This window comes from Streptomyces sp. NPDC027663 (assembly GCF_055566415.1).
The window spans coordinates 172,087-191,038 of sequence record NZ_JBVHSK010000002.1 but is presented as its reverse complement, the minus strand read 5'-3'; the positions used below and the strand labels follow the sequence as shown (position 1 = coordinate 191,038).

At 70.6% G+C, this 18,952-nt stretch carries 22 protein-coding genes and 1 pseudogene; 12 read left to right on the top strand and 11 right to left on the bottom strand.

Annotation, left to right across the window (positions count from 1 at the left end; all coding sequences use genetic code 11):
* Window positions 1–149 precede the first annotated feature (149 nt).
* Window positions 150–743, bottom strand: coding sequence for an N-acetylmuramoyl-L-alanine amidase (locus ACZ4SF_RS05720; RefSeq protein ID WP_468378705.1), 594 nt, complete (start codon window positions 741–743; stop codon window positions 150–152).
* A gap of 295 nt (window positions 744–1,038) precedes the next feature.
* Here ACZ4SF_RS05720 and ACZ4SF_RS05715 point away from each other — a divergent pair, with 295 nt between their 5' ends.
* The 5 genes from ACZ4SF_RS05715 to ACZ4SF_RS05695 all read left to right on the top strand — a co-directional run bounded on the left by ACZ4SF_RS05715 (window position 1,039) and on the right by ACZ4SF_RS05695 (window position 5,258).
* Window positions 1,039–2,445 (top strand): family 2B encapsulin nanocompartment shell protein, encoded by a 1,407-nt coding sequence (locus tag ACZ4SF_RS05715; protein WP_468378702.1) that lies wholly within the window; start codon window positions 1,039–1,041, stop codon window positions 2,443–2,445.
* Between the two features lie 112 nt (window positions 2,446–2,557).
* Window positions 2,558–3,697, top strand: coding sequence for a family 2 encapsulin nanocompartment cargo protein polyprenyl transferase (locus ACZ4SF_RS05710; protein WP_468378699.1), 1,140 nt, complete (start codon window positions 2,558–2,560; stop codon window positions 3,695–3,697).
* A 261-nt stretch (window positions 3,698–3,958) separates the two neighbouring features.
* A complete protein-coding gene (locus ACZ4SF_RS05705; RefSeq protein WP_468378696.1) occupies window positions 3,959–4,543 on the top strand; it encodes a dihydrofolate reductase family protein in 585 nt (194 codons plus the stop codon).
* A 26-nt stretch (window positions 4,544–4,569) separates the two neighbouring features.
* Window positions 4,570–4,887: a hypothetical protein gene (locus tag ACZ4SF_RS05700; RefSeq protein WP_468378694.1), complete on the top strand. Its 318-nt coding sequence runs from the start codon at window positions 4,570–4,572 to the stop codon at window positions 4,885–4,887.
* A gap of 38 nt (window positions 4,888–4,925) precedes the next feature.
* Window positions 4,926–5,258, top strand: a complete 333-nt coding sequence (locus tag ACZ4SF_RS05695; RefSeq protein ID WP_468378691.1) for a DUF952 domain-containing protein — start codon at window positions 4,926–4,928, stop codon at window positions 5,256–5,258.
* 125 nt (window positions 5,259–5,383) lie between these two features.
* Here the strand turns inward: ACZ4SF_RS05695 and ACZ4SF_RS05690 are convergent, their stop codons facing one another.
* The 3 genes from ACZ4SF_RS05690 to ACZ4SF_RS05680 form a co-directional block, all read right to left on the bottom strand.
* The gene (locus ACZ4SF_RS05690) at window positions 5,384–6,145 is read right to left on the bottom strand and encodes a VOC family protein (protein ID WP_468378689.1); all 762 of its coding nucleotides are present in this window, start codon (window positions 6,143–6,145) and stop codon (window positions 5,384–5,386) included.
* A 220-nt stretch (window positions 6,146–6,365) separates the two neighbouring features.
* Entirely contained in the window at window positions 6,366–6,782 is a 417-nt protein-coding gene (locus ACZ4SF_RS05685; protein ID WP_468378687.1) for a VOC family protein, read from the bottom strand.
* A gap of 34 nt (window positions 6,783–6,816) precedes the next feature.
* The gene (locus ACZ4SF_RS05680) at window positions 6,817–7,218 is read right to left on the bottom strand and encodes a helix-turn-helix transcriptional regulator (protein ID WP_468380368.1); all 402 of its coding nucleotides are present in this window, start codon (window positions 7,216–7,218) and stop codon (window positions 6,817–6,819) included.
* A 104-nt stretch (window positions 7,219–7,322) separates the two neighbouring features.
* On the opposite strand from ACZ4SF_RS05680, the gene ACZ4SF_RS05675 reads away from it, so the two are divergent.
* Window positions 7,323–7,583 (top strand): hypothetical protein, encoded by a 261-nt coding sequence (locus ACZ4SF_RS05675; RefSeq protein ID WP_468378685.1) that lies wholly within the window; start codon window positions 7,323–7,325, stop codon window positions 7,581–7,583.
* Window positions 7,584–7,680: 97 nt separating this feature from the next.
* Here ACZ4SF_RS05675 and sodN read toward each other — a convergent pair whose 3' ends face one another.
* Window positions 7,681–8,076, bottom strand: a complete 396-nt coding sequence (gene sodN, locus ACZ4SF_RS05670; RefSeq protein WP_004983535.1) for a superoxide dismutase, Ni — start codon at window positions 8,074–8,076, stop codon at window positions 7,681–7,683.
* Window positions 8,077–8,220: 144 nt separating this feature from the next.
* Here sodN and sodX point away from each other — a divergent pair, with 144 nt between their 5' ends.
* Window positions 8,221–8,655 carry a nickel-type superoxide dismutase maturation protease gene (gene sodX, locus ACZ4SF_RS05665; protein ID WP_468378682.1) on the top strand — a complete coding sequence of 145 codons (435 nt, stop codon included), beginning with the start codon at window positions 8,221–8,223 and terminating at the stop codon, window positions 8,653–8,655.
* Here the strand turns inward: sodX and ACZ4SF_RS05660 are convergent.
* Window positions 8,559–9,188 carry a CGNR zinc finger domain-containing protein gene (locus ACZ4SF_RS05660; RefSeq protein WP_468378679.1) on the bottom strand — a complete coding sequence of 210 codons (630 nt, stop codon included), beginning with the start codon at window positions 9,186–9,188 and terminating at the stop codon, window positions 8,559–8,561. The genes sodX and ACZ4SF_RS05660 overlap by 97 nt on opposite strands.
* A 100-nt stretch (window positions 9,189–9,288) precedes the next feature.
* Between ACZ4SF_RS05660 and ACZ4SF_RS05655 the strand changes: the two are divergent.
* Window positions 9,289–9,648, top strand: a pseudogene (locus ACZ4SF_RS05655) (class I SAM-dependent methyltransferase); the annotation flags it as partial.
* A gap of 345 nt (window positions 9,649–9,993) precedes the next feature.
* Here the strand turns inward: ACZ4SF_RS05655 and ACZ4SF_RS05650 are convergent.
* Genes ACZ4SF_RS05650 through ACZ4SF_RS05640 form a run of 3 tightly spaced genes read right to left on the bottom strand, consistent with a single transcriptional unit; the run spans window position 9,994 to window position 12,732 of the window.
* A complete protein-coding gene (locus tag ACZ4SF_RS05650; protein ID WP_468378677.1) occupies window positions 9,994–10,800 on the bottom strand; it encodes an amino acid ABC transporter ATP-binding protein in 807 nt (268 codons plus the stop codon).
* Complete coding sequence (locus tag ACZ4SF_RS05645) at window positions 10,797–11,735, bottom strand: amino acid ABC transporter permease (RefSeq protein ID WP_468378675.1); 939 nt, start codon at window positions 11,733–11,735, stop codon at window positions 10,797–10,799. The genes ACZ4SF_RS05650 and ACZ4SF_RS05645 overlap by 4 nt, the downstream gene beginning before the upstream one ends.
* Window positions 11,736–11,772: 37 nt before the next feature.
* On the bottom strand, window positions 11,773–12,732 hold the full coding sequence (locus ACZ4SF_RS05640; protein WP_468378673.1) for an ABC transporter substrate-binding protein: 960 nt from the start codon (window positions 12,730–12,732) through the stop codon (window positions 11,773–11,775).
* Between the two features lie 545 nt (window positions 12,733–13,277).
* On the opposite strand from ACZ4SF_RS05640, the gene ACZ4SF_RS05635 reads away from it, so the two are divergent.
* From ACZ4SF_RS05635 to ACZ4SF_RS05620, 4 genes are all read left to right on the top strand, one after another.
* Window positions 13,278–14,501 (top strand): NAD(P)-dependent malic enzyme, encoded by a 1,224-nt coding sequence (locus ACZ4SF_RS05635; protein ID WP_468378671.1) that lies wholly within the window; start codon window positions 13,278–13,280, stop codon window positions 14,499–14,501.
* Window positions 14,502–14,796: 295 nt separating this feature from the next.
* Window positions 14,797–15,762, top strand: a complete 966-nt coding sequence (locus ACZ4SF_RS05630; protein ID WP_468378669.1) for a zinc-binding dehydrogenase — start codon at window positions 14,797–14,799, stop codon at window positions 15,760–15,762.
* A gap of 113 nt (window positions 15,763–15,875) precedes the next feature.
* Complete coding sequence (locus ACZ4SF_RS05625; RefSeq protein ID WP_201840494.1) at window positions 15,876–16,085, top strand: helix-turn-helix domain-containing protein; 210 nt, start codon at window positions 15,876–15,878, stop codon at window positions 16,083–16,085.
* A complete protein-coding gene (locus ACZ4SF_RS05620) occupies window positions 16,085–16,648 on the top strand; it encodes a Clp protease N-terminal domain-containing protein (RefSeq protein WP_468378666.1) in 564 nt (187 codons plus the stop codon). Before ACZ4SF_RS05625 ends, ACZ4SF_RS05620 begins: the two co-directional genes overlap by 1 nt.
* Window positions 16,649–16,858: 210 nt before the next feature.
* On the opposite strand, the gene ACZ4SF_RS05615 is transcribed toward ACZ4SF_RS05620, so the two are convergent.
* Both ACZ4SF_RS05615 and ACZ4SF_RS05610 read right to left on the bottom strand, forming a co-directional pair.
* Entirely contained in the window at window positions 16,859–17,899 is a 1,041-nt protein-coding gene (locus ACZ4SF_RS05615) for a PadR family transcriptional regulator (RefSeq protein WP_468378664.1), read from the bottom strand.
* Between the two features lies 1 nt (window position 17,900).
* Window positions 17,901–18,917, bottom strand: a complete 1,017-nt coding sequence (locus ACZ4SF_RS05610) for a DUF4097 family beta strand repeat-containing protein (RefSeq protein WP_468378661.1) — start codon at window positions 18,915–18,917, stop codon at window positions 17,901–17,903.
* Between the last annotated feature and the right edge of the window lie 35 nt (window positions 18,918–18,952).

Sequence of the window (18,952 nt, the reverse complement as noted above, 5' to 3'; positions counted from 1 at the left end):
GCCCGGCTTCCGTCCATCGTCTGCAGCCGCACCCGGCCTCCGGCCGAGTCTCCGACGGTGCTCGTCTGCAGCCGCGCCCGGCCTCCGGCCGAGTCCCCGACGGTGCTCGTCTGCAGCCGCCCCGGCCTCCGGCCGGGACCCCGGCGCCGCTACCCCTTCAGCCGTTCCCGCACCCGCTCCCTCAGCCACGCCATCGTGAACCCCCGCGGATCCACCTTCCCCGGCTGCCACTCCCGGTGCCCGATGACCGACCGTTCCGTCCACCCGTGACGGCGGCACACCGCCGCGGCGACCCGCTCGATCGCGTCCAGCTGTTCCTCCGGCCACGGATCCTTCCCGTCGCCGAGGTTCTCGCACTCGAAGCCGTAGAAGTGCCGGTTGCCGTCGGTGTTCGCCTCGTTGTCCGGGGGCAGCCCCTTCTCGGCGATGACCGCGCGGAGCACCTCGTCGTCACCGAGCCCGGCGTGGTTGGCGCGTCCGTAGCCGACCAGATGGACCGTGCCGTCCTTGGTGATCACACCGTGGCACAGCGGCCCCGGCAGGTCGGCATGGCCGTCCCGGCACAGCTCCACCGTGCGTGCGCTGCCCTGCGTCACCGTGTGGTGGATCATCACGCCGTGGACCGGGCCCCACGGGCCCTTGTGGTTGCGGTTGTGGTGCTGCCAGTCGCCGACCTCGACGACCGTGACGCCCTCCGCCCGCAACGCGTTCAGAAACCCGCTCGCCGACATGGGTGGGGCCATGCCCGACTCCTTCGTGCCGTGCCCGTCCGGCCGCCGGTCGCGGCCGTTTTGTCCAGCGGACTTCTACCGAAACCGGACGTCCTGGAACACATCGTTCGCACGCCGTGCGAGCCGATCCGGACAGAGGGCACATCCGGCACCTACCGGCGTGAGGTCCCTCTTCGTGCCCAGCGAGCAGATGATCCATTCCCGCTCTTTCGGGTAATGGCGCGACCACGCAGCGTGCTGGAAGGCTCGGTCCCGAAACCGGTGCGGGTGCGATACGGCACCGGAATACTCGGGAGGGCATTTCTCTATGTCGGTAGGCGAAGAGGTCCGCACGGATCAGGGCAAGCCGCAGCAGTCCCTCGGGACGGCGGCAGCGCGGAACCTGGCCACCACCACCAAGTCCGTTCCACAGATGCAGGAGATCAGCTCCCGCTGGCTGCTGAGCACACTTCCCTGGGTGGATGTCCAGGGCGGCACCTACCGGGTGAACCGGCGGCTGACCTACGCCGTCGGCGACGGCCGCATCACCTTCGTGAAGACCGGGGACCAGGTGGAGGTCATCCCGGCCGAGCTGGGGGAGTTGCCGGCCCTGCGGTCGTACGAGGACGAGGAGGTCCTGGCCGAGCTGGCCCGACGCTGCCGGCAGCGTGAGTTCGCGCCGGGGGACGTGATCGCCGACTTCGGAAACCAGACCGACGACGTCTACCTGCTGGCCCACGGCCGGGTGGAGAAGGTCGGCACGGGTCCCTACGGCGACGACGCCGTCCTCGGCGTCCTCGCCGACGGCGCCTACTTCGGCGACCAGGCGCTGCTCGACCCCGACGCCATCTGGGAGTACACCGCCCGCGCCGACACCGCGTGCACGGTGCTCATCCTCAGCCGCCAGGACTTCGAGCAGGTCGCCGAGCGCTCCGACACCCTGCGCGCCCACCTGGAGCAGGTCCGCTCGATCCCTGATCAGCGGACCAACAAGTACGGCGAGAAGGAGGTCGAGCTGGCGGCCGGTCACTCCGGCGAGCCCGACATCCCGCACACCTTCGTGGACTACGAGCCGCGGCCCCGCGAGTACGAGCTGAGCATCGCCCAGACCGTGCTGCGCATCCACTCCCGCGTGGCCGACCTCTACAACCAGCCGATGAACCAGACCGAGCAGCAGTTGCGGCTCACGGTCGAGGCGTTGAAGGAGCGCCAGGAGCACGAGCTGGTCAACAACCCGGAGTTCGGCCTGCTCAGCAACTGCGAGTACGACCAGCGGATCCAGCCGCACGACGGCGTGCCCGGGCCGGACGACCTGGACGAACTGCTCAGCCGCCGCCGGGGCACCAAGCTGCTCCTCGCCCACCCGCGCGCGATCGCGGCGATCGGACGTGAGCTGAACAAGCGGGGCCTGGTGCCGGAGACCGTCGACATCGCCGGCAACCGCATCCCCACCTGGCGTGGTGTGCCGATCTACCCGTGCAACAAGATCCCGATCAGCGAGGCCCGGACGACCTCCGTCATCGCCATGCGTACCGGCGAGTCGGAGCAGGGCGTCATCGGTCTGCGGCAGTCCGGCATCCCGGACGAGATCGAGCCCAGCCTGTCCGTGCGGTTCATGGGCATCAACGAACAGGCCATCATCAAGTACCTCGTGACGGCGTACTACTCGGCCGCCGTCCTGGTGCCGGACGCGCTCGGTGTGCTGGAGAACGTCGAGATCGGCCGGTGGAGGTGACGTTTCCGCACTTCGCGGCCGTGTCTTCGCCCGCCGAGGCGGGTAGTCCCCGGGAACACACGTCCGGCTGGGCCGGCGCCGCCGGCCTTCGCGGACCTGGCGAGGGGGATGCATGGCCGAGTCCATGACGGAGACCGAACAGCCTCCCCCCGGTGTGCCGCGGCCCGGCACAGCGGATGATCAGGGGGAGAAGGCCGGTGGCGCCGGTCCGCTCGACGGGCAGGAGGTGGCCGCGCTGCTGGAGCGCACCCGCGCCCTGGTCGACCCGGAGCTGAGGGCGGCCGTCGAGTCACTGCCCGGTTCCATGCGCCGGGTCGCGCTCTACCACTTCGGCTGGGAACACGTGGACGGCAGCCCGGCGGGGGGCAACGCGGGCAAGGCGATAAGGCCCGCGCTGGTCCTGGCGGCTGCAGCGGCGCTCGGCGGCACGGCAGCCCGGATGGCGGCCGTCCGGGCGGCGGCAGCGGTCGAAGTGGTCCACAACTTCACGTTGCTGCACGACGACGTGATGGACCGGGACAGCTCCCGCCGGCACCGGCCCACGGCCTGGACCGTGTTCGGCGACGCCGGCGCGATCCTCGCCGGTGACGCCCTCCAGGCGCTGGCCCTCCGGCTGCTCGCCGAGGACCCGCACCCGGCCGCCGTCCCGGCCGCGGCCCGGCTCGCGGACTGTGTCGTGGAACTGTGCGCCGGCCAGCACGCCGACACCGAGATGGAACAGCGTGCGCCGGACGCGGTCACCCTGGACGAGGTGCTCGCCATGGCCGAGGCCAAGACCGGCGCGCTGCTGGGCTGTGCCTGTGCCGTGGGTGCGCTGTACGCGGGCGCCGGGGAGGAGGAGGTGGCCGCACTGGACGGCTTCGGCCGCCAGGCGGGGCTCGCCTTCCAGCTGATCGACGACGTCATCGGCATATGGGGGGACCCGCAGCGCACCGGCAAGCCGGCCGGAGCGGATCTGGCCGCCCGCAAGAAGTCCCTGCCGGTGGTGGCGGCGCTCACCTCCGGCACCCCGGCGGCGGCCGAACTCGCCGTGCTGTACGGGAAGCCGCACCTCGCGGAGGAGGCGGAGGCCGGCGAGATCGCGCGTACGGCGCTGGCCGTCGAGCGGGCCGGCGGCCGGGACTGGGCGCAGGCGGAGGCGGCCGACCGGATGGCCGGCGCGATGCAGGAACTGTCCCGGGCGGTGCCCGATCCGGAGGCGGCGGGCGGTCTGCTCGCGCTCGCCGAGTTCGTGACCCGGCGCCACAGCTGAACGCCGCCGTCCCCGGCGGCTGTGAGGACCCGGAGACCCGGGACCGTGCGGCTCCTGACCCCGCACGGTCACCGGTGGTGCTCCGGCCAGGCGGGCCTCGCACACACCCACAGTGTGCGGGGCCCGCTGTCGTGTCCGAGAGCCGTGATCTCCTTCGGCCCGCAATCCCCTTGCACCACGACGGATGGAGTACTACAAATGAACCACTACAAGCGAAGTGGCTGTCATGGCCGTTCCCCACCCCCACGAAAAGAGAACAGCTTGCGCAAGCTCACGTACCTCATCGCCTGCTCGCTCGACGGCTTCATCGGGGACGAGCAGGGCGACGCCACCGCGATGTACCGCTTCCTCGACGAGGAGTACCTCGGTTTCCTCCGCGAGGAGTTCCCGGAGCACGTACCCACCCAGATCCGCAAGCAGCTCGGCATCGACCACCTGGAGAACCGGCGGTTCGACACCGTCATCCAGGGCCGGGGCAGCTACGAGCTGGCCCTGAAGGAGGGCATCACCAGCCCGTACTCCCACCTGCGCGAGATCGTCGCCTCCCGCACCCTCGGTGCGTCGCCCGACCCGAACGTCGAGGTGGTGGCGGACGACGTGACCGGCCGGGTCCGAGCGCTGAAGGCCGAGGAGGGCGGGCTCGGCATCTATCTGTGCGGCGGTTCGCAGCTCGCCGGATCCCTGCTCGACGAGATCGACGAACTCGTCATCAAGACCTACCCGCTCGTCTACGGCAAGGGCATGCCGATGTTCGGCACCGGCCTGGACCTGAAGGAGTTCACGCTGGACTCCGTGCGCACCTTCGGCAACGGCGTGCTGGTGCGGACGTACGGCAGGAAGCGCTGAGCCTGCCGCGGTTCTACCCTGAGGTCATGGACAGCGAGCAACGTGTCTGTCCCGACTGCGGACAGCCCGTCGACACGGTCGTCAAGCGGCACAAGACCCTGGGCGCGTGGGTGCCGGTCTGGGGCCCCGGCCCGTGCCGCAACCCCGACTGCCCGTCCCACGCCGACGACGGCCGGCCCGCAGGGACCGGCCGCACCGCCGGGACAGGCCGGACCGCCGAGGAGGGTCGGACCGCCGGGACAGGCCGGACCGCCGAGGAGGGTCGGACCGCCGGTGCCCCGGAGCGACCCACGGGCAGCAGCGAGAAGCCTTCGGCGGCGGGCGCGGAGAACCGCGCGGTCTGAGCGCGTCGACGGCCCGGGAGACACCGTAGCGTGGGCGCATGCCGAAACTTCCGTACATCGTGCACGTCACCGAGCGCTCCCTGTGGGACGCGGCGCGCGAGCACGGCACCTACGAGGTGTCGACCCGGGGTCGCACCCTCCAGCAGGAGGGCTTCATCCACTTCTCCACCCGGGAACAGCTCCCGCGCATCGCGGAGTTCCTCTACGGCGACTACGACGGCCCGGACGAGCTGGTCGTCCTGGTCGTCGACCCGGCTCTGACCGGGGTGCCGGTGAAGTACGAGTCCGTCGAGCCGGGCGGGGAAGAGTTCCCGCACGTGTACGGGCCGGTGCCGGTCGCGGCCGTGGTGGACGTGGAGCCCTGGGGATGACGGCGTAGGCGAGGTGCGCTTCCGCTGGTGGGTGTGCGCTTCCGCCGGTGGGTGTGCGTTTCCGCTGGTGGTGCGGGCTGCGGGCTGCGGGCGGTGGCCGTGACCGCCGGTGGCGGGCTGACGCCCTACACCGCGACGGTGCCTGCCCGGGTGTCGCCGTCGGGCAGGCCGCCCGTCTCCGGGTCGCGGCCGGTCAGGCAGTACGTGCTGCCCGCCGGATCGCGCATCACGGTCCAGTGGGCGCCCTCGCGGACGAGGACGGCACCCAGCTTCTCGTGCCGGGTACGGACCGCGGCGATGTCCGTGCAGGCGAGGTCGAGGTGGGCGGAGGCCGGGCGCTCCTCGTCGAGCCGCTGGAGCAGCAGCCGGACCGGGAAGCCTGCCGGCGGCAGCAGCACCGAGAACTCCGGCCGTGAGCCCGCCCGTTGCTCCCATCCGGTCAGCCTGGCCCAGAACGCGGTCTCGGTGTCGTACCAGGACGGCGGGATGTCCAGGCACACCTGGTCCAGGCGGCTGCCGGACGCCACCGGCGGCCGTACGGTCTCCCCGTGCCAGGGCACGGCGCAGAACAACTGGCCTCCGGGAGAACGCAGTACGGCCCAGTCGTCGTGGTCCGCCACGAGAGCGGCACCGAGCCGGCGGGCGAGCGCGATCAGCTCCCGTACGTTCTCGGCGCACAGGTCGATGTGGGTACCGCCGTCCCCCTCGCGGATGCCCTGGAGCTTCACGCCCGGGTCCGTGCCCTCGGGCAGCAGTGTCACGAACTCCCCTTCCTCGCCCCGGAAGTCGGACAGCCGCGTCCCCGTGACGGACGTCCAGAACGCGCACGCGCCGGCGAAGCGCGCGGCGGGGCGGTCGGCGAATGCATACGTCCAGCGAATGACCATGGCCGGAGTGTAGGCGGGGCGTGCCGGCAGCCGGGGAAGAGGATTCGGCGGGCCGCCCGAGTGCGGTGTCTCGGCCCGTGGGGCGCCCGCGTACGGGAACTCAGGCGGCCGTGGGGCGCCCGAATCGAGGGATTCACCCCGTGGGCGCGCGCGTACGGGAACCCAGGCCGTGAGGCGCCCGAACCGGGGGATTCCCCCTGTGGGGCGCCCGTGCGGGACCTCAGCCCGTGGGGCGCTCGATGAAGCGGAGCTGGTTGCCCGCCGGGTCCCGGAAGGCGCAGTCGCGCACCCCGTACGGCTGGTCCGCCGGCTCCTGCAGCACGTCGGCGCCGGACTCCCGCACCCGCTCGTACAGCGCGTCGCAGTCGGGCGTGGTGAAGATGACCCCGCGCAGCAGGCCCTTGGCGAGGAGTTCGTTGAGCGCCTGCTTGTCCGCGGGCGAGGCGTCCGGGCTCGCGTCCGGCGGCTCCAGGACGATCTCCACGTCCGGCTGGAGCGGGGAGCCCAGGGTCACCCAGCGCATTCCCTCGAAGCCCACGTCGTTGCGGATCTCCAGACCGAGCACATCGCGGTAGAAGGCGATGGCCTTGTCGTGGTCGTCCACCGCGATGAAACACTGCGCGAGTTTCACGTCCATGGCCTCACCCTAGAACCGGCGGGCTGCCCGTGCCTCAGTACGGGCGGCGGCGCGGGCGGGTCAGCCGACGGGCCACGCAGGACGGGACGACCGCGCTCTCCTCGTGGTCGCGGGCGCGGTAGGCGCTAGGGGTCTCGCCGACCAGCTCGGTGAAACGGGAACTGAAGGAACCGAGCGAGGTACAGCCGACCGCCAGGCACACCTCGGTCACCGTGAGGTCCCCCTGCCGCAGCAACGCCTTGGCCCGCTCGATACGGCGGGTCATCAGATAGGTGTACGGCGTCTCCCCGAACGCCTTGCGGAAGCTGCGCTGGAAGTGACCCGGGGACATCAGGGCGTCGCGGGCCAGCTCGGTCATGTCGAGCGGCTCGGCATACTCGCGGTCCATGCGGTCGCGCACACGGCGCAGCCGTCTCAGGTCCTCCAGGGCGGTCATTCCCTCAGCTTCGCACAGGACCACACAGCACAGTTCCCCGCGCTCGACGGAGCGTTTTCCCTCCAGTTGTCCGGTCATTGACCTGCCCTTGTTTGCCGTGAGGAATGGACCACATCACGTTCCTCGTGGCGGTCGTCATCGTCACGGCACTGGCGTTCGACTTCACGAACGGGTTCCACGACACCGCCGCCACGGCCATCGCCGTGGTCGTCGTCTTCACCGTCGGTGTCCTGGGCCTGTCCCGCGCCGAGGGACCCGGTACCGGAGGCTCCGCCGTCGGCCGGGCACAGGCGGCCCTGTGCTTCCTCGCCTGCGCGGCGGTGGTGGCGTACGGGATCTACTTGATCGTGCCGCAGTTCCACTGAGCCGGACGAAGAGGGATCCCGTCCCCCTCGGCCGCCCCGGGAAAGCGAGAGCTGCCCACCCGGAATTCCCGGATGGGCAGCTCTCCATCGCCCTGGGTCAGGCCTTCTTGGTCTCCCAGAAGATCTTGTCGATCTGGGCGATGTAGTCCAGAGCCTTCTGGCCCGTCGCCGGGTCGGTGGACGCCTTGGCGGCCGAGAGGGCCTTCAGGGTGTCGTTGACCAGCTGGTGCAGCTCCGGGTACTTCTCGAAGTGCGGCGGCTTGAAGTAGTCGCTCCAGAGCACGGAGACGTGGTGCTTCGCGAGCTCCGCGCGCTGCTCCTTGATGACGGTGGCGCGCGCCTGGAAGTGGGGGTCGTCGTTGCCGGCCATCTTCTCCTGGACGGCCTTCACCGACTCCGCCTCGATGCGGGCCTGGGCCGGGTCGTACACGCCGCAGGGCAGGTCGCAGTGGGCGCTGACCTTGACCTTGGGGGCAAACAGGCGGGAAAGCATGGAGCATTCCTTCCTCGTGATCGTCTTCTCAGGTGCGACATTACTCCCTGAGGAAGGCGATTTCTCGGGTGCCCCCTAGGGCTTAGGACAAAAGTCCAGGGTGAGACTGAGACTGGTGGAGGAACGGACCGGGGAGGTGCCGGGATGCCGGAGCTGTCGCAGGAGACCGATCGGGGGAGGGCCGGGGCGCTCTTGGGGCTGGCCGAGGTGACCGGCCCGTCCATGGTGCCGACGCTGCACCACGGGGATCGGCTGCTGGTGCGGTACGGGGGTGCGGTCAGGCCCGGGGACGTGGTGGTCCTTCGTCATCCGTTCCAGCAGGACCTGCTGGTCGTGAAGCGGGCCGTGGAGCGGCGCGAGGGCGGCTGGTGGGTGCTCGGGGACAACCCGTACGCGGGTGGGGACAGTACCGACTACGGGGTCGTGCCCGAGGAGCTGATCCTGGGGAAGGCGTGGCTGCGGTTCCGGCCGCGCAAGGCCGGTCAGCGCTCGCCGCTCGCGCTGCTGCGCTGGACGCTGTCCGCCGCCAGGCCGCTGCTGCCCGACCGGTCGGCCTCCAGGCGCTTGCGGGCCCGGTAGGCGGCCACGTTGGCGCGGGTCGCGCAGCGGTCCGAGCAGTAGCGCCGGGAGCGGTTCGTGGAGGTGTCGAGGTAGGCGTTGCGGCAGGGTGCGGCTTCGCACAGGCCGAGGCGGTCGACGCCGTACTCGGTCAGATGGAAGGCCAGGCCCATCGCCGCGATCGCCGCGTAGCCCGCGGTGGCGTTGGACGGGTGGTCGGCCAGGTGCATGTGCCACAGGGGGCGGCCGTCGTCGTCGCGGTGGTCGTGCCCGGAGATCTGCGGGCTGACCGGGAACTCCAGCAGCAGCGAGTTCAGCAGGTCGACGGCGAGGGTCTCGTCGTCCTTGTCGGCGGCCTCGAAGACCGCGCGCAGCCGGCCCCGGACCGAGCGGAAGCGCGTGACATCGGCGTCGGTGGCGCGGCGGGCCGCCGACGCGTTGACGCCGAACAGGTCGCGGACGGCCTCGACCGAGGTCAGAGAGTCCTTGCCCCGGGCCGGTTCCTCGCTGTTCACGAGACGTACCGCGTAGTCCGAGTAATAGGCCAGTTCCACTTGTAGTCCTTACGGTGGCGCTCTATGGTCGTGTCTGCGGGCGGGTAAGAGACGGTCGTGCTTCCAGGGTATTACGCGAGTGGGACGAGACCGGGTTTCCATGACCACCAGTACCGGAACCGACTGGGCCGCATGGCAGGAGAGCTGAGACCGGCAGCAGGAGTGGTACATGCCGGACCGCGAGGAGTGCTTCCGGATCATGCTCGACATGGTCGAGGCGCTCGTCGGCACGGTCCGGCGCGTACTCGACCTCGCGTGCGGCACCGGCACCCTCACCGCCCGGCTGCTCCAGCGCTTCCCCGAGGCCACCAGCACCGGCGTCGACCTCGACCCGGCCCTGCTCGCCCTCGCGCGCGGCACCTTCGAGGGTGACGACCGCGTCTCCTTCGTCACCGCCGGCCTCAAGGACCGCGAGTGGCCGGCGAAGCTGCCGTACGACTCCTGCGACGCCGTCCTGACCGGGTGCGCGCGTCAACCACACTGTATCGATCTTCACCCTTCTGACGTGCGGTTGTTTCGCGTCATTGATCACCCTGGATGCATGAGTCCGCCCCGCCCGGCAAGAGCCGGACGGGGCGTCCATACAGGAGAAGGGGTTCGCGGAAGCCCGGGCGGTGTGGGCGGCGCCGTCGGACACCCTGCTGCTCGCCGTGAAGCAGAGCCCGGCCCCGGACATGCGGGAGGGCGGTACGAGTGGTCTCGTACCGCCCTCCCGCAGTCCCCCCGCGGCCCCGAAGGGGCGTGGGGAACTGCGCGACCAGCCACAGCCGGCCCGCAGTCGGACGCCGGCGCTACCGGCGGAACGTCACAGCACCTTCGACAGGAACGACTGCGTCCGCTCGTGCTGCGGGTTCGTCAGGACGTCCCGAGGGTGGCCGGATTCCACCACCACACCGCCGTCCATGAACACCAGGCTGTCGCCCACCTCGCGGGCGAAGCCCATCTCGTGGGTGACGACGACCATGGTCATACCGGACTCGGCGAGGTCCCGCATGACGTCCAGGACGTCACCGACCAGCTCCGGGTCCAGGGCCGAGGTCGGCTCGTCGAACAGCATCAGCTTCGGGTCCATCGCCAGGGCCCGGGCGATCGCCACCCGCTGCTGCTGGCCGCCGGAGAGCTGCGAGGGGTAGTGCCCCGCCCGGTCGGCCAGGCCTACGCGGTCCAGCAGCTGCATGGCGCGCTCCCTGGCCTGCGTCCGGTTCACGCCCTTGACCTGCACCGGCGCCTCCATGACGTTCTCCAGCGCGGTCATGTGCGGGAACAGGTTGAAGCGCTGGAAGACCATGCCGATGTCCCGGCGCTTCATGGCGACCTCGCGGTCACGCAGCTCGTACAGCTTCTCGCCCTGCTGGCGGTAGCCGACCAGCTCGCCGTCGACGTACAGCCGGCCGGCGTTGATCTTCTCCAGGTGGTTGATGCACCGCAGGAAGGTCGACTTGCCGGAGCCGGAGGGGCCGATGAGGCAGAACACCTCGCCCGGCTTCACCTCCAGGTCGATGCCCTTGAGCACCTCGACGTGGCCGAAGGACTTGTGGACGCCCTCCGCCTTGACCATCGGGACGGTGCTCTTCGGCGGGGTGTCCTGCGTCTTGCTCAGCTTGTCGGTCATGCGCCCACCGCTCCCTTCGGGCGACCCAGCGACAGCATGTTCGCCTTCACCTTCTGCCACGGCGTCGCCGGCAGCTGGCGGCTGGAGCCACGGGCGTAGTACCGCTCGATGTAGTACTGGCCCACGCTCAGGACCGAGGTCATGATCAGGTACCAGGCCGCGGCGAGGAAGTACATCTCCACCGGTGCGCCGGAGTTCTGGCCGATGTCCTGCGCGTAGCGGAACAGCTCGGGATACTGGACGGCCGCCACGAGCGAGGTCGTCTTCAGCATGTTGATCACTTCGTTGCCCGTGGGGGGCACGATCACGCGCATCGCCTGCGGGATGACGATCCGGAGCAGGGTCTTGCCGTGGCTCATGCCGAGAGCATGGGCCGCCTCGGTCTGGCCCTCGTCCACCGCGAGCAGGCCGGCCCGGCAGATCTCGGCCATGTACGCCGCTTCGTTCAGACCCAGGCCGAGCAACGCCGTCAGCAGCGGCGTCATGAAGTTCGACCACTCGTCCTTGTAGAGCGGCATCAGGTTGATGTACTGGAAGACCAGGCCCAGGTTGAACCAGAGGAACAACTGCACCAGGACCGGGGTGCCGCGGAAGAACCAGATGTAGAACCAGGCGATCGACGAGGTCACCGGGTTCTTGGACAGCCGCATCACCGCAAGGAGGATGCCGCCGACGATGCCGATCAGCATCGAGATGACCGTCAGCAGCAGCGTCTTGTAAACGCCGGTCATGATCCGGTCGTCGAAGAAGTAGTCGGGAACCGCCTGCCAGTTGATCTGGCCCTGGCTGAAGGCGTAGATGATCGCGGCGAAGAGCGCGATCGCGATGACGGCGGCGACGTACCGCCCGTAGTGCCGGACCGGGATGGCCTTGATGGCCTCCGCGCCGGCCGGGGGCGTGTGCGCCGGTCCCGCCGTCTTGTCGATGTCAGTCACGGGTGTTGCCTCTCAGTGGCCGCTCGGGCTTACGCGGTCACTTGCCGCCGTTGATCACGGACTTGGTGACGGCGCCGTCCTGGGCGCCCCACTTCTCGAGGATCTGCTTGTACTCGCCGTTCTTGATGATCGCGTCCATCGCGGCCTGGAGGGCGTCCCGCAGCTGGGTCTCCTTCTTGGCGACGGCGATGCCGTACGGGGCCGCCTCGACCTGGTCACCGACGATCTCGAAGTCCTTGCCGCCGCCGGAGGTCTTCACCGCCCACGCGGCCACCGGGAAGTCGGCGGACACGGCGTCCGCGCCGCCCGAGCGCAGCCGGGTCTGGGCCTGCTGGTTGTCGTCGAAGGCCTCGATGGCGAGCTTCTTGCCGCCAGGACACTTCTTGGCCTGCGCCTTGGCCATGTCCTCCGAGGTGGTGCCGCGCTGCACGGCGAGCTTCTTGCCGCACAGGTCGTCCCAGGTCGTGATGCCCTTGGTGTCGCCCTTGCGGGTGTAGATCGAGACGCCGGCGGTCAGGTAGTCGACGAAGTCGACGCCCTCACCGACCTTCTTGTTGGTGTCCGGGTCGATGCCCTCCTGACGGTTCTTGTTGTCCGTCATGGCCGACATCGCGATGTCGTAGCGATCCGAGCGCAGACCGGTGAGCAGGGCGTCGAACGTGCCGTTCTGGAACTCGAGCTTCACGCCGAGCTGCTTGCCCAGGGCCGCCGCCAGGTCGGGGTCGAGGCCGACGACCTTGCCGGAGTCGTCCTTGTACTCCACCGGCGCGTACGCGATGTCGGATCCGACCCGGATGACACCCTTGTTGCGGATGTCCTGCGGGAGCTTGTCGGCGAGCGGGGCGCTGTTGGCGGACGCGCTGCCGGAGTCCTTGTCCTTGTTCTGGGTCTGGTCACCGCAGCCGGTGAGCAGCAGGGCGCCTGCGACCGCGATCGCACCGACCGCGGCCAGACGGGAGCGCACGGCGCTGGTACGACGGGTGGAGCTTGCGGTCATCGTGGTTCCTCCGGCGGATGGGAAGAGTTGCCGATGGGTCGACGGAAACACACACCTTCGGGTGTCGCGACCTCGTGGGTTTACGGCATCTTGCCATTCGGACTCGGCCATTCAGGGGCGTTGCTATGTCAAAATCGGATAACGGGTGGCCCCCGAATCGCATCAGGTCGGTACAACACCGGTCCATAGCCGCCGAACCATCTGCGGGAATCCAGCGCTCCGGCCGGAAAATCTTCAGCATGTCTCACGATGCGGTCAGTCCGGTCCTGGGCGTTTTCACGCCGAACCGGCCCGTCGGCCGCGCGTCACCGCGGCGTCGCTTTCCGGTTCCTGGATGTGACCTTGCACCTAATGGACTCGTCGCGGCACCGTCCGTCCGGTAAGAAGGTTCTTTACACCCCTCATCCGGGGCTCAGGGCGCGTGTGCGGCGCGCCCGTCGCGTACGGCTCGTACGTATCCGCAATCGAGCTGTACGTGGTGCCCGCCCACCCCTCACCAGGAGTGGTCGACCCTCAAACCATGCATACCTAAGGGGTAAGACAAAGTGGCAGCGGAGATCGTCAATCCTCGCAGCGACGGCAAAACGGACCAGGACGGCGGGGCCGAGCCCCTCGATTCCTTCGATCCGGTGTTCGCGCTGCACCGTGGCGGCAAGATGGCCGTGCAGGCCACCGTGCCGGTCCGCGACAAGGACGACCTTTCCCTCGCGTACACGCCCGGCGTCGCGCGCGTGTGCACCGCGATCGCGGAACAGCCGGAGCTGGTCAACGACTACACGTGGAAGTCGTCGGTGGTCGCCGTCGTGACCGACGGTACCGCCGTGCTCGGACTCGGGGACATCGGTCCCCAGGCCTCCCTCCCCGTGATGGAGGGCAAGGCGATCCTCTTCAAGCAGTTCGGCGGCGTCGACGCGGTGCCCATCGCGCTCGACTGCACCGACGTGGACGACATCGTCGAGACCGTCGTCCGGCTCGCTCCCTCGTTCGGCGGAGTGAACCTCGAGGACATTTCTGCGCCCCGGTGCTTCGAGATCGAGCGCCGGCTGCAGGAGCGCCTGGACATCCCGGTCTTCCACGACGACCAGCACGGTACGGCCGTCGTGACGCTCGCGGCGCTGCGCAACGCGGCGCGGCTCAGCCGGCGTGAGATCGGCCAGCTGCGCGCCGTGATCTCGGGCGCCGGCGCGGCCGGTGTCGCCATCGCCAAGATGCTGGTCGAGGCCGGCATCGGGGACGTGGCCGTGGCGGACCGCAAGGGCGTCGTGTCGGCGGACAGGGAGGACCTGACCTCGGTGAAGCGCGAGCTGGCCGGGTTCACGAACAAGGCCGGCCTCACCGGTTCGCTGGAGGACGCCCTCTCGGGCGCCGACGTCTTCATCGGCGTCTCCGGCGGTACGGTCCCCGAGGAAGCCGTGGCCTCCATGGCCGAGGGTGCCTTCGTGTTCGCGATGGCCAACCCGAACCCGGAGGTGCACCCGGACGTCGCGCACAAGTACGCGGCGGTCGTCGCCACCGGGCGCTCGGACTTCCCGAACCAGATCAACAACGTGCTGGCCTTCCCCGGGATCTTCGCGGGCGCGCTGCAGGTGCGGGCCTCGCGGATCACCGAGGGCATGAAGATCGCCGCTGCCGAGGCCCTGGCCGCGGTGGTGGGTGACGATCTCGCCGCCGACTACGTGATTCCGTCGCCGTTCGATGAGCGGGTCGCTCCGGCCGTCACGGCTGCGGTGGCTGCGGCTGCTCGTGCCGAGGGCGTCGCACGTCGCTGACGTTGCACTGAATGGTCCCGTCCGTTTGGGCGGGACCATTTCTTTTCCCGCCCGCCCGTCTCGGGCGTTGATGAAGCGCCCTGAGGGGCGTTGCGGTCCCGGGTGTCGGTGCGGTGCCCTGAGGGGCGCTGAAGTCCCTGGTGTCGGTGCGGTGCCCTGGGGGGCGTTGCGGTCCCGGGTGTGGTGAGGTGCTCCGGTGACTCGGCTGCGCTGGACGGGTGCCCCTGCGCAAGAGGGCATGTGTCACAGACCCGCGCAGTTCCGTCCGCTGATCAGTGCCCCTATCGTCTGCTGCATGTTCGCTGTCTACGCCGCCCGAATCGACCGCGACCAGCCGCTCACCGGCCTCGAGTTGGGGGAGCGCCCGGCTCCCGAGGACCGTCCCGGCTGGAGCACCATCAATGTGCGGGCCGCATCCCTGAACCACCACGACCTCTGGTCCCTGCGCGGCGTCGGCCTCCCGGAGGGCCGGCTGCCGATGATCCTCGGCTGTGACGCGGCCGGCGTCGACGCGGACGGCAACGAGGTCGTCCTGCACTCCGTCATCGGCCAGAGCGGCCATGGCGTCGGCCCCGACGAGCCGCGCTCCATCCTCACCGAGCGCTATCAGGGCACCTTCGCCGAACAGGTCGCCGTGCCGACCTGGAACGTCCTGCCCAAGCCGAAGGAGCTGTCCTTCGCGGAGGCCGCCTGTCTGCCGACCGCCTGGCTGACCGCGTACCGCATGCTGTTCACCAACGCCGGCGTACGACCCGGCGACTCGGTCCTCGTGCAGGGCGCGGGCGGCGGTGTCGCCACGGCCGCGATCGTGCTGGGCAAGGCGGCGGGTCTGCGCGTCTTCGCCACGAGCCGGGACGAGGCGAAGCGGAAGCGGGCCCTGGAACTGGGTGCGGTCGAGGCGGTGGAGTCGGGGGCCCGGCTGCCGCAGCGCGTCGACGCCGTCATCGAGACCGTGGGCGCGGCCACCTGGTCCCACTCGGTGAAGTCCCTGCGGCCCGGCGGCACGATCGTCATCTCCGGTGCCACCAGCGGGGACCGGCCCTCGCACGCCGAGCTGACCCGGATCTTCTTCCTGGAGCTGAAGGTGGTCGGCTCGACCATGGGCACCAAGGACGAGCTGGAGGACCTGCTCTCCTTCTGCGCCGCGACCGGCGTACGGCCCGTCATCGACGAGGAGCTGCCGCTGGACCGGGCCCGAGAGGGCTTCGAACGGCTCGCCTCCGGGGAGCAGTTCGGGAAGATCGTGCTCACCAACTCCTGAACCCCTCTCGCGGGGGACGGCCGGGCGGGTCCGGAGTGCCGGGCCCGCCCTTTTTCCCGACTCTGCTGTCAACTTTGGTTGACGTGGCCCGGGTGTCAACGTAGGTTGACATCATGACCGAGGCGACGGATCTCGCCCAGCGTGCCGGTGACCGCGATCCGCGGGTGGGGCTGCGTGCCGTGGCCGCGCTCCGCAGGGTGCTGGAACAGCTGGAGGCGGTACAGGTGCGCAGCGCGCGCAATCAAGGCTGGTCGTGGCAGGAGATCGCCGCGGAGCTGGGTGTCAGCAGGCAGGCCGTGCACAAGAAGTACGGGAGGCAGTGATGTTCGAACGCTTCACCAGGGACGCCCGGGAGGTCGTACGGGGCGCGGTCGAGCACGGGGAGCGCGAAGGGACGCAGTCCGTCGGTGCCGAGCATCTGCTGCTCGCCCTCCTCGACCGCGAGGCGAGCCGCGCCTCCTTCGCGCTGGCCGCGCTCGGGCTCGCGGAGCGCAAGGAGTCCGTACGGGAGGCGCTGGGCGAGGCGCGGCGGCGGGCCGGCCTGTCCCGGGCCGAGGCGGACGCGCTGGCCGGACTCGGGATCGATGTCGGCGAGATCGTCGCCCGGGTCGAGGAGGTGCACGGTGCCGGGGCGATGTCCGGCGACCGCCGGGACCGGGGCTGGTGGTCGGGGCGCCGCTCCTTCGGCCGTGACGCGAAGGGCGTCCTGGAGGGCGCGCTGCGCACCGCCCTCGACCACCGTGACCGGCACATCGGCGACGAGCACATCCTGCTCGCCCTCACCGTGCGGCCCGGCGTTCCCGCCGAAGTCCTCGCCGACCACGGGGTGACCTACGAGTCGGTCCGGCGGGTCCTCTACGGCCAGGGAACGGCCCAGGCCGGCTGACGCTGCCCACTCGGGCCGAGGGCGCCCGGATGAGGCGGCGATCGCTTGGGCCGAGGGTGCCAGGATGGGGCGGTGACCGTTCGGGCCGAGGGCGCCCGTGTGAGGCGGTGACCGTTCGGGCCGAGGGTGTTCGGGTGGACCGGCCGCGGCGGGTGTCCGCACGGGACGGCCGGCGGTGCACGGCGGGGTGCGCCGCCGGGGGCGGGCGGCTCAGGCCTTGGGACCGCGCAGTATCGCCCCGATGTGGTTCGCCGCCGCCGACAGGTGGCGGCGGGCGTCGTGCAACTGGTTCTCGGTCACGCCGTGGTCGCGGGCCGCGTCGCGGATGTCGTCGCGGAAACGGTCGAGGAGGCGGTCCAGGTCGCGGGCCGGGTCGCCGGTGGAGGCCTCGTGAGCCCAGGACGGTGCGTACTCGGCGGGGAAGTCCTGCGCGGTGGTGGAGTACTCCGGTGCCGCCGTGCCCTTGCCGGGGTCCTCGGCGGTGCGACCGAAGCCCCGGTCCTTGCCGAACCCCTTGCCGAACTCGCCGAATTCCTTGGCCAGTTCCGTAAGGCCCTCGCGGACGCCGGTCGGCCAGTCGCCACGTGTGAAGTGGTCCTGGACGCGGTCCTGGACCCGGCGGGCGATGCGCTGCATCTCCTCCTGCGCCTGAGCCTGCGCCCGGGCCTGTGCCTCCTGGGCCTGGCGGCGAGCCCGCTGGGCCTCCTCACGGGCCCGGCGGCTCTCGTCCTTGGCGCGGCGGGCCTGCTCCTTCCACTCCTGCTTGATCCGGCGCATCTCCTCCTTGGCGGCCTTCCAGGCCTCCTTGTCGCCCGGCTCCCCCTGCTCCCCGAAGGGGCCGCTGCCGGCCGCCCCGGTGCCCCGGCGGGCCTCGGAGGCCGCCGCACGCATCTCGCGGCGCAGGTCGCCGGCCGCGCCGCGCACATCGGCCCTGATCTCGGCGGCCAGCTCCGCGACCGACTCACGGATCTCCAGCTCCAGGTCGGCCAGTTCACCGCTGCGCTCGGCGAGTTCGGCGCGGCCGGCGTCCGTGATGGCGTACACCTTGCGGCCGCCCTCGGTGGTGTGCCGGACCAGGCCCTCCGCCTCGAGCTTCGCCAGGCGGGGGTAGACCGTGCCCGCCGACGGGGCGTACAGCCCCTGGAAGCGTTCCTCCAGGAGCCTGATCACCTCGTAGCCGTGGCGCGGGGCCTCGTCGAGCAGCTTGAGCAGGTACAGGCGGAGGCGTCCGTGGGCGAAGACGGGAGGCATGTCAGAGCACCTTCTTGTCGGTCGTGCCGTCGGCCGGGGCGCCGCTGGCGCCGGCGTCCTGGCCGGAGACGGAATTGTCCCCCGGGACGGCGGGGGCGTCGTCGGCCGGGTGGGGTGCGGGACCCGCGCCGGGACCGGTGTCGGGGCCGGTGCCGTTGCCGGGGCCCGGGGTCTGCGGTGGTTCCGTCTCCCGCGGGGTGTTCTCCGCTTCCTCCCGGGGCGGGCGGCGCAGCAGGGCGATCGAGCCGGAGACCGTGGTGGCACGGAGTCGCGCGGTGCCCGCGCCGAGCCTGCCGGTGATCTTGTGGGCGCCCCACTGGCCGTGCACCCGCAGTCCCTCGAAGGCGTTGGAGATCGTGCCGCTCGCCGTGTTCGCCTCCACCTCGGCGTCCGCCGGATGCGGCAGGCGGATGGCGATCTCGCCGGAGACGCTGGTCAGGCCGACTTGCGTGGGGCCGTCCGGGTCGAGGTCGACGATCATGGAGCCGCTGACCGAGTCCGCACGGACGGCGGGCCCGGAGCCTTCGACCACCGTCAGGTCCCCGGAGACCGAGTGGTAGCGCAGGTCGCCGGTGACCGCCTGGGCCTCCAGGTTGCCCGACACGGTCTCCGCGCGGACCGGGCCCGAGACGCCGACCAGGGTGGTGTCGCCGCTCACGCCTTTGATCACCGCCGCGGCCCGGATGCCCGAGACGACGGCGCCGGCGCCGACCACACCCACCTCGACCCGGGTGTCGGCGGGGACCGCGAGGGAGACGACGGCGGTGCGGCGCCAGCCCTTCTGGTCGAGCCACTTGAGGAAGCCCTTCCAGGGCAGGTCCTCGTACGCCACGGTCAGGGTGGTGCCCTTCTGGGTGACCACCAGGGGAGGCCCTTCGATCTTCGAGACCTCCAGGCGGGCGGAACGATCGTCCGTGCCCACGACGTTCACGGTGCCGTTGACGATGCGGACCTGGAGGTCGTGCACGGGCGTGTCGAAGGTCAGCTTCTGCGGCTCGGGGACGGACCACTCGGGCATGGGGCCTCCTCGGGGGGGCACGGTACGGACACGCC

Coding starts and splice junctions, on each gene's coding strand:
- ACZ4SF_RS05710 (WP_468378699.1), top strand. CDS start 2,558: ATGGCCGAGTCCATGACGGAGACCGAACAGCCTCCCCCCGGTGTGCCG.
- sodN (WP_004983535.1), bottom strand. CDS start 8,076: ATGCTTTCCCGCCTGTTTGCCCCCAAGGTCAAGGTCAGCGCCCACTGC.
- ACZ4SF_RS05615 (WP_468378664.1), bottom strand. CDS start 17,899: ATGCCTCCCGTCTTCGCCCACGGACGCCTCCGCCTGTACCTGCTCAAG.
- sodX (WP_468378682.1), top strand. CDS start 8,221: ATGCCGGAGCTGTCGCAGGAGACCGATCGGGGGAGGGCCGGGGCGCTC.
- ACZ4SF_RS05640 (WP_468378673.1), bottom strand. CDS start 12,732: ATGACCGCAAGCTCCACCCGTCGTACCAGCGCCGTGCGCTCCCGTCTG.
- ACZ4SF_RS05610 (WP_468378661.1), bottom strand. CDS start 18,917: ATGCCCGAGTGGTCCGTCCCCGAGCCGCAGAAGCTGACCTTCGACACG.
- ACZ4SF_RS05715 (WP_468378702.1), top strand. CDS start 1,039: ATGTCGGTAGGCGAAGAGGTCCGCACGGATCAGGGCAAGCCGCAGCAG.
- ACZ4SF_RS05650 (WP_468378677.1), bottom strand. CDS start 10,800: ATGACCGACAAGCTGAGCAAGACGCAGGACACCCCGCCGAAGAGCACC.
- ACZ4SF_RS05620 (WP_468378666.1), top strand. CDS start 16,085: ATGTTCGAACGCTTCACCAGGGACGCCCGGGAGGTCGTACGGGGCGCG.
- ACZ4SF_RS05680 (WP_468380368.1), bottom strand. CDS start 7,218: ATGACCGCCCTGGAGGACCTGAGACGGCTGCGCCGTGTGCGCGACCGC.
- ACZ4SF_RS05720 (WP_468378705.1), bottom strand. CDS start 743: ATGGCCCCACCCATGTCGGCGAGCGGGTTTCTGAACGCGTTGCGGGCG.
- ACZ4SF_RS05690 (WP_468378689.1), bottom strand. CDS start 6,145: ATGGTCATTCGCTGGACGTATGCATTCGCCGACCGCCCCGCCGCGCGC.
- ACZ4SF_RS05630 (WP_468378669.1), top strand. CDS start 14,797: ATGTTCGCTGTCTACGCCGCCCGAATCGACCGCGACCAGCCGCTCACC.
- ACZ4SF_RS05700 (WP_468378694.1), top strand. CDS start 4,570: ATGGACAGCGAGCAACGTGTCTGTCCCGACTGCGGACAGCCCGTCGAC.
- ACZ4SF_RS05695 (WP_468378691.1), top strand. CDS start 4,926: ATGCCGAAACTTCCGTACATCGTGCACGTCACCGAGCGCTCCCTGTGG.
- ACZ4SF_RS05675 (WP_468378685.1), top strand. CDS start 7,323: ATGGACCACATCACGTTCCTCGTGGCGGTCGTCATCGTCACGGCACTG.
- ACZ4SF_RS05685 (WP_468378687.1), bottom strand. CDS start 6,782: ATGGACGTGAAACTCGCGCAGTGTTTCATCGCGGTGGACGACCACGAC.
- ACZ4SF_RS05625 (WP_201840494.1), top strand. CDS start 15,876: ATGACCGAGGCGACGGATCTCGCCCAGCGTGCCGGTGACCGCGATCCG.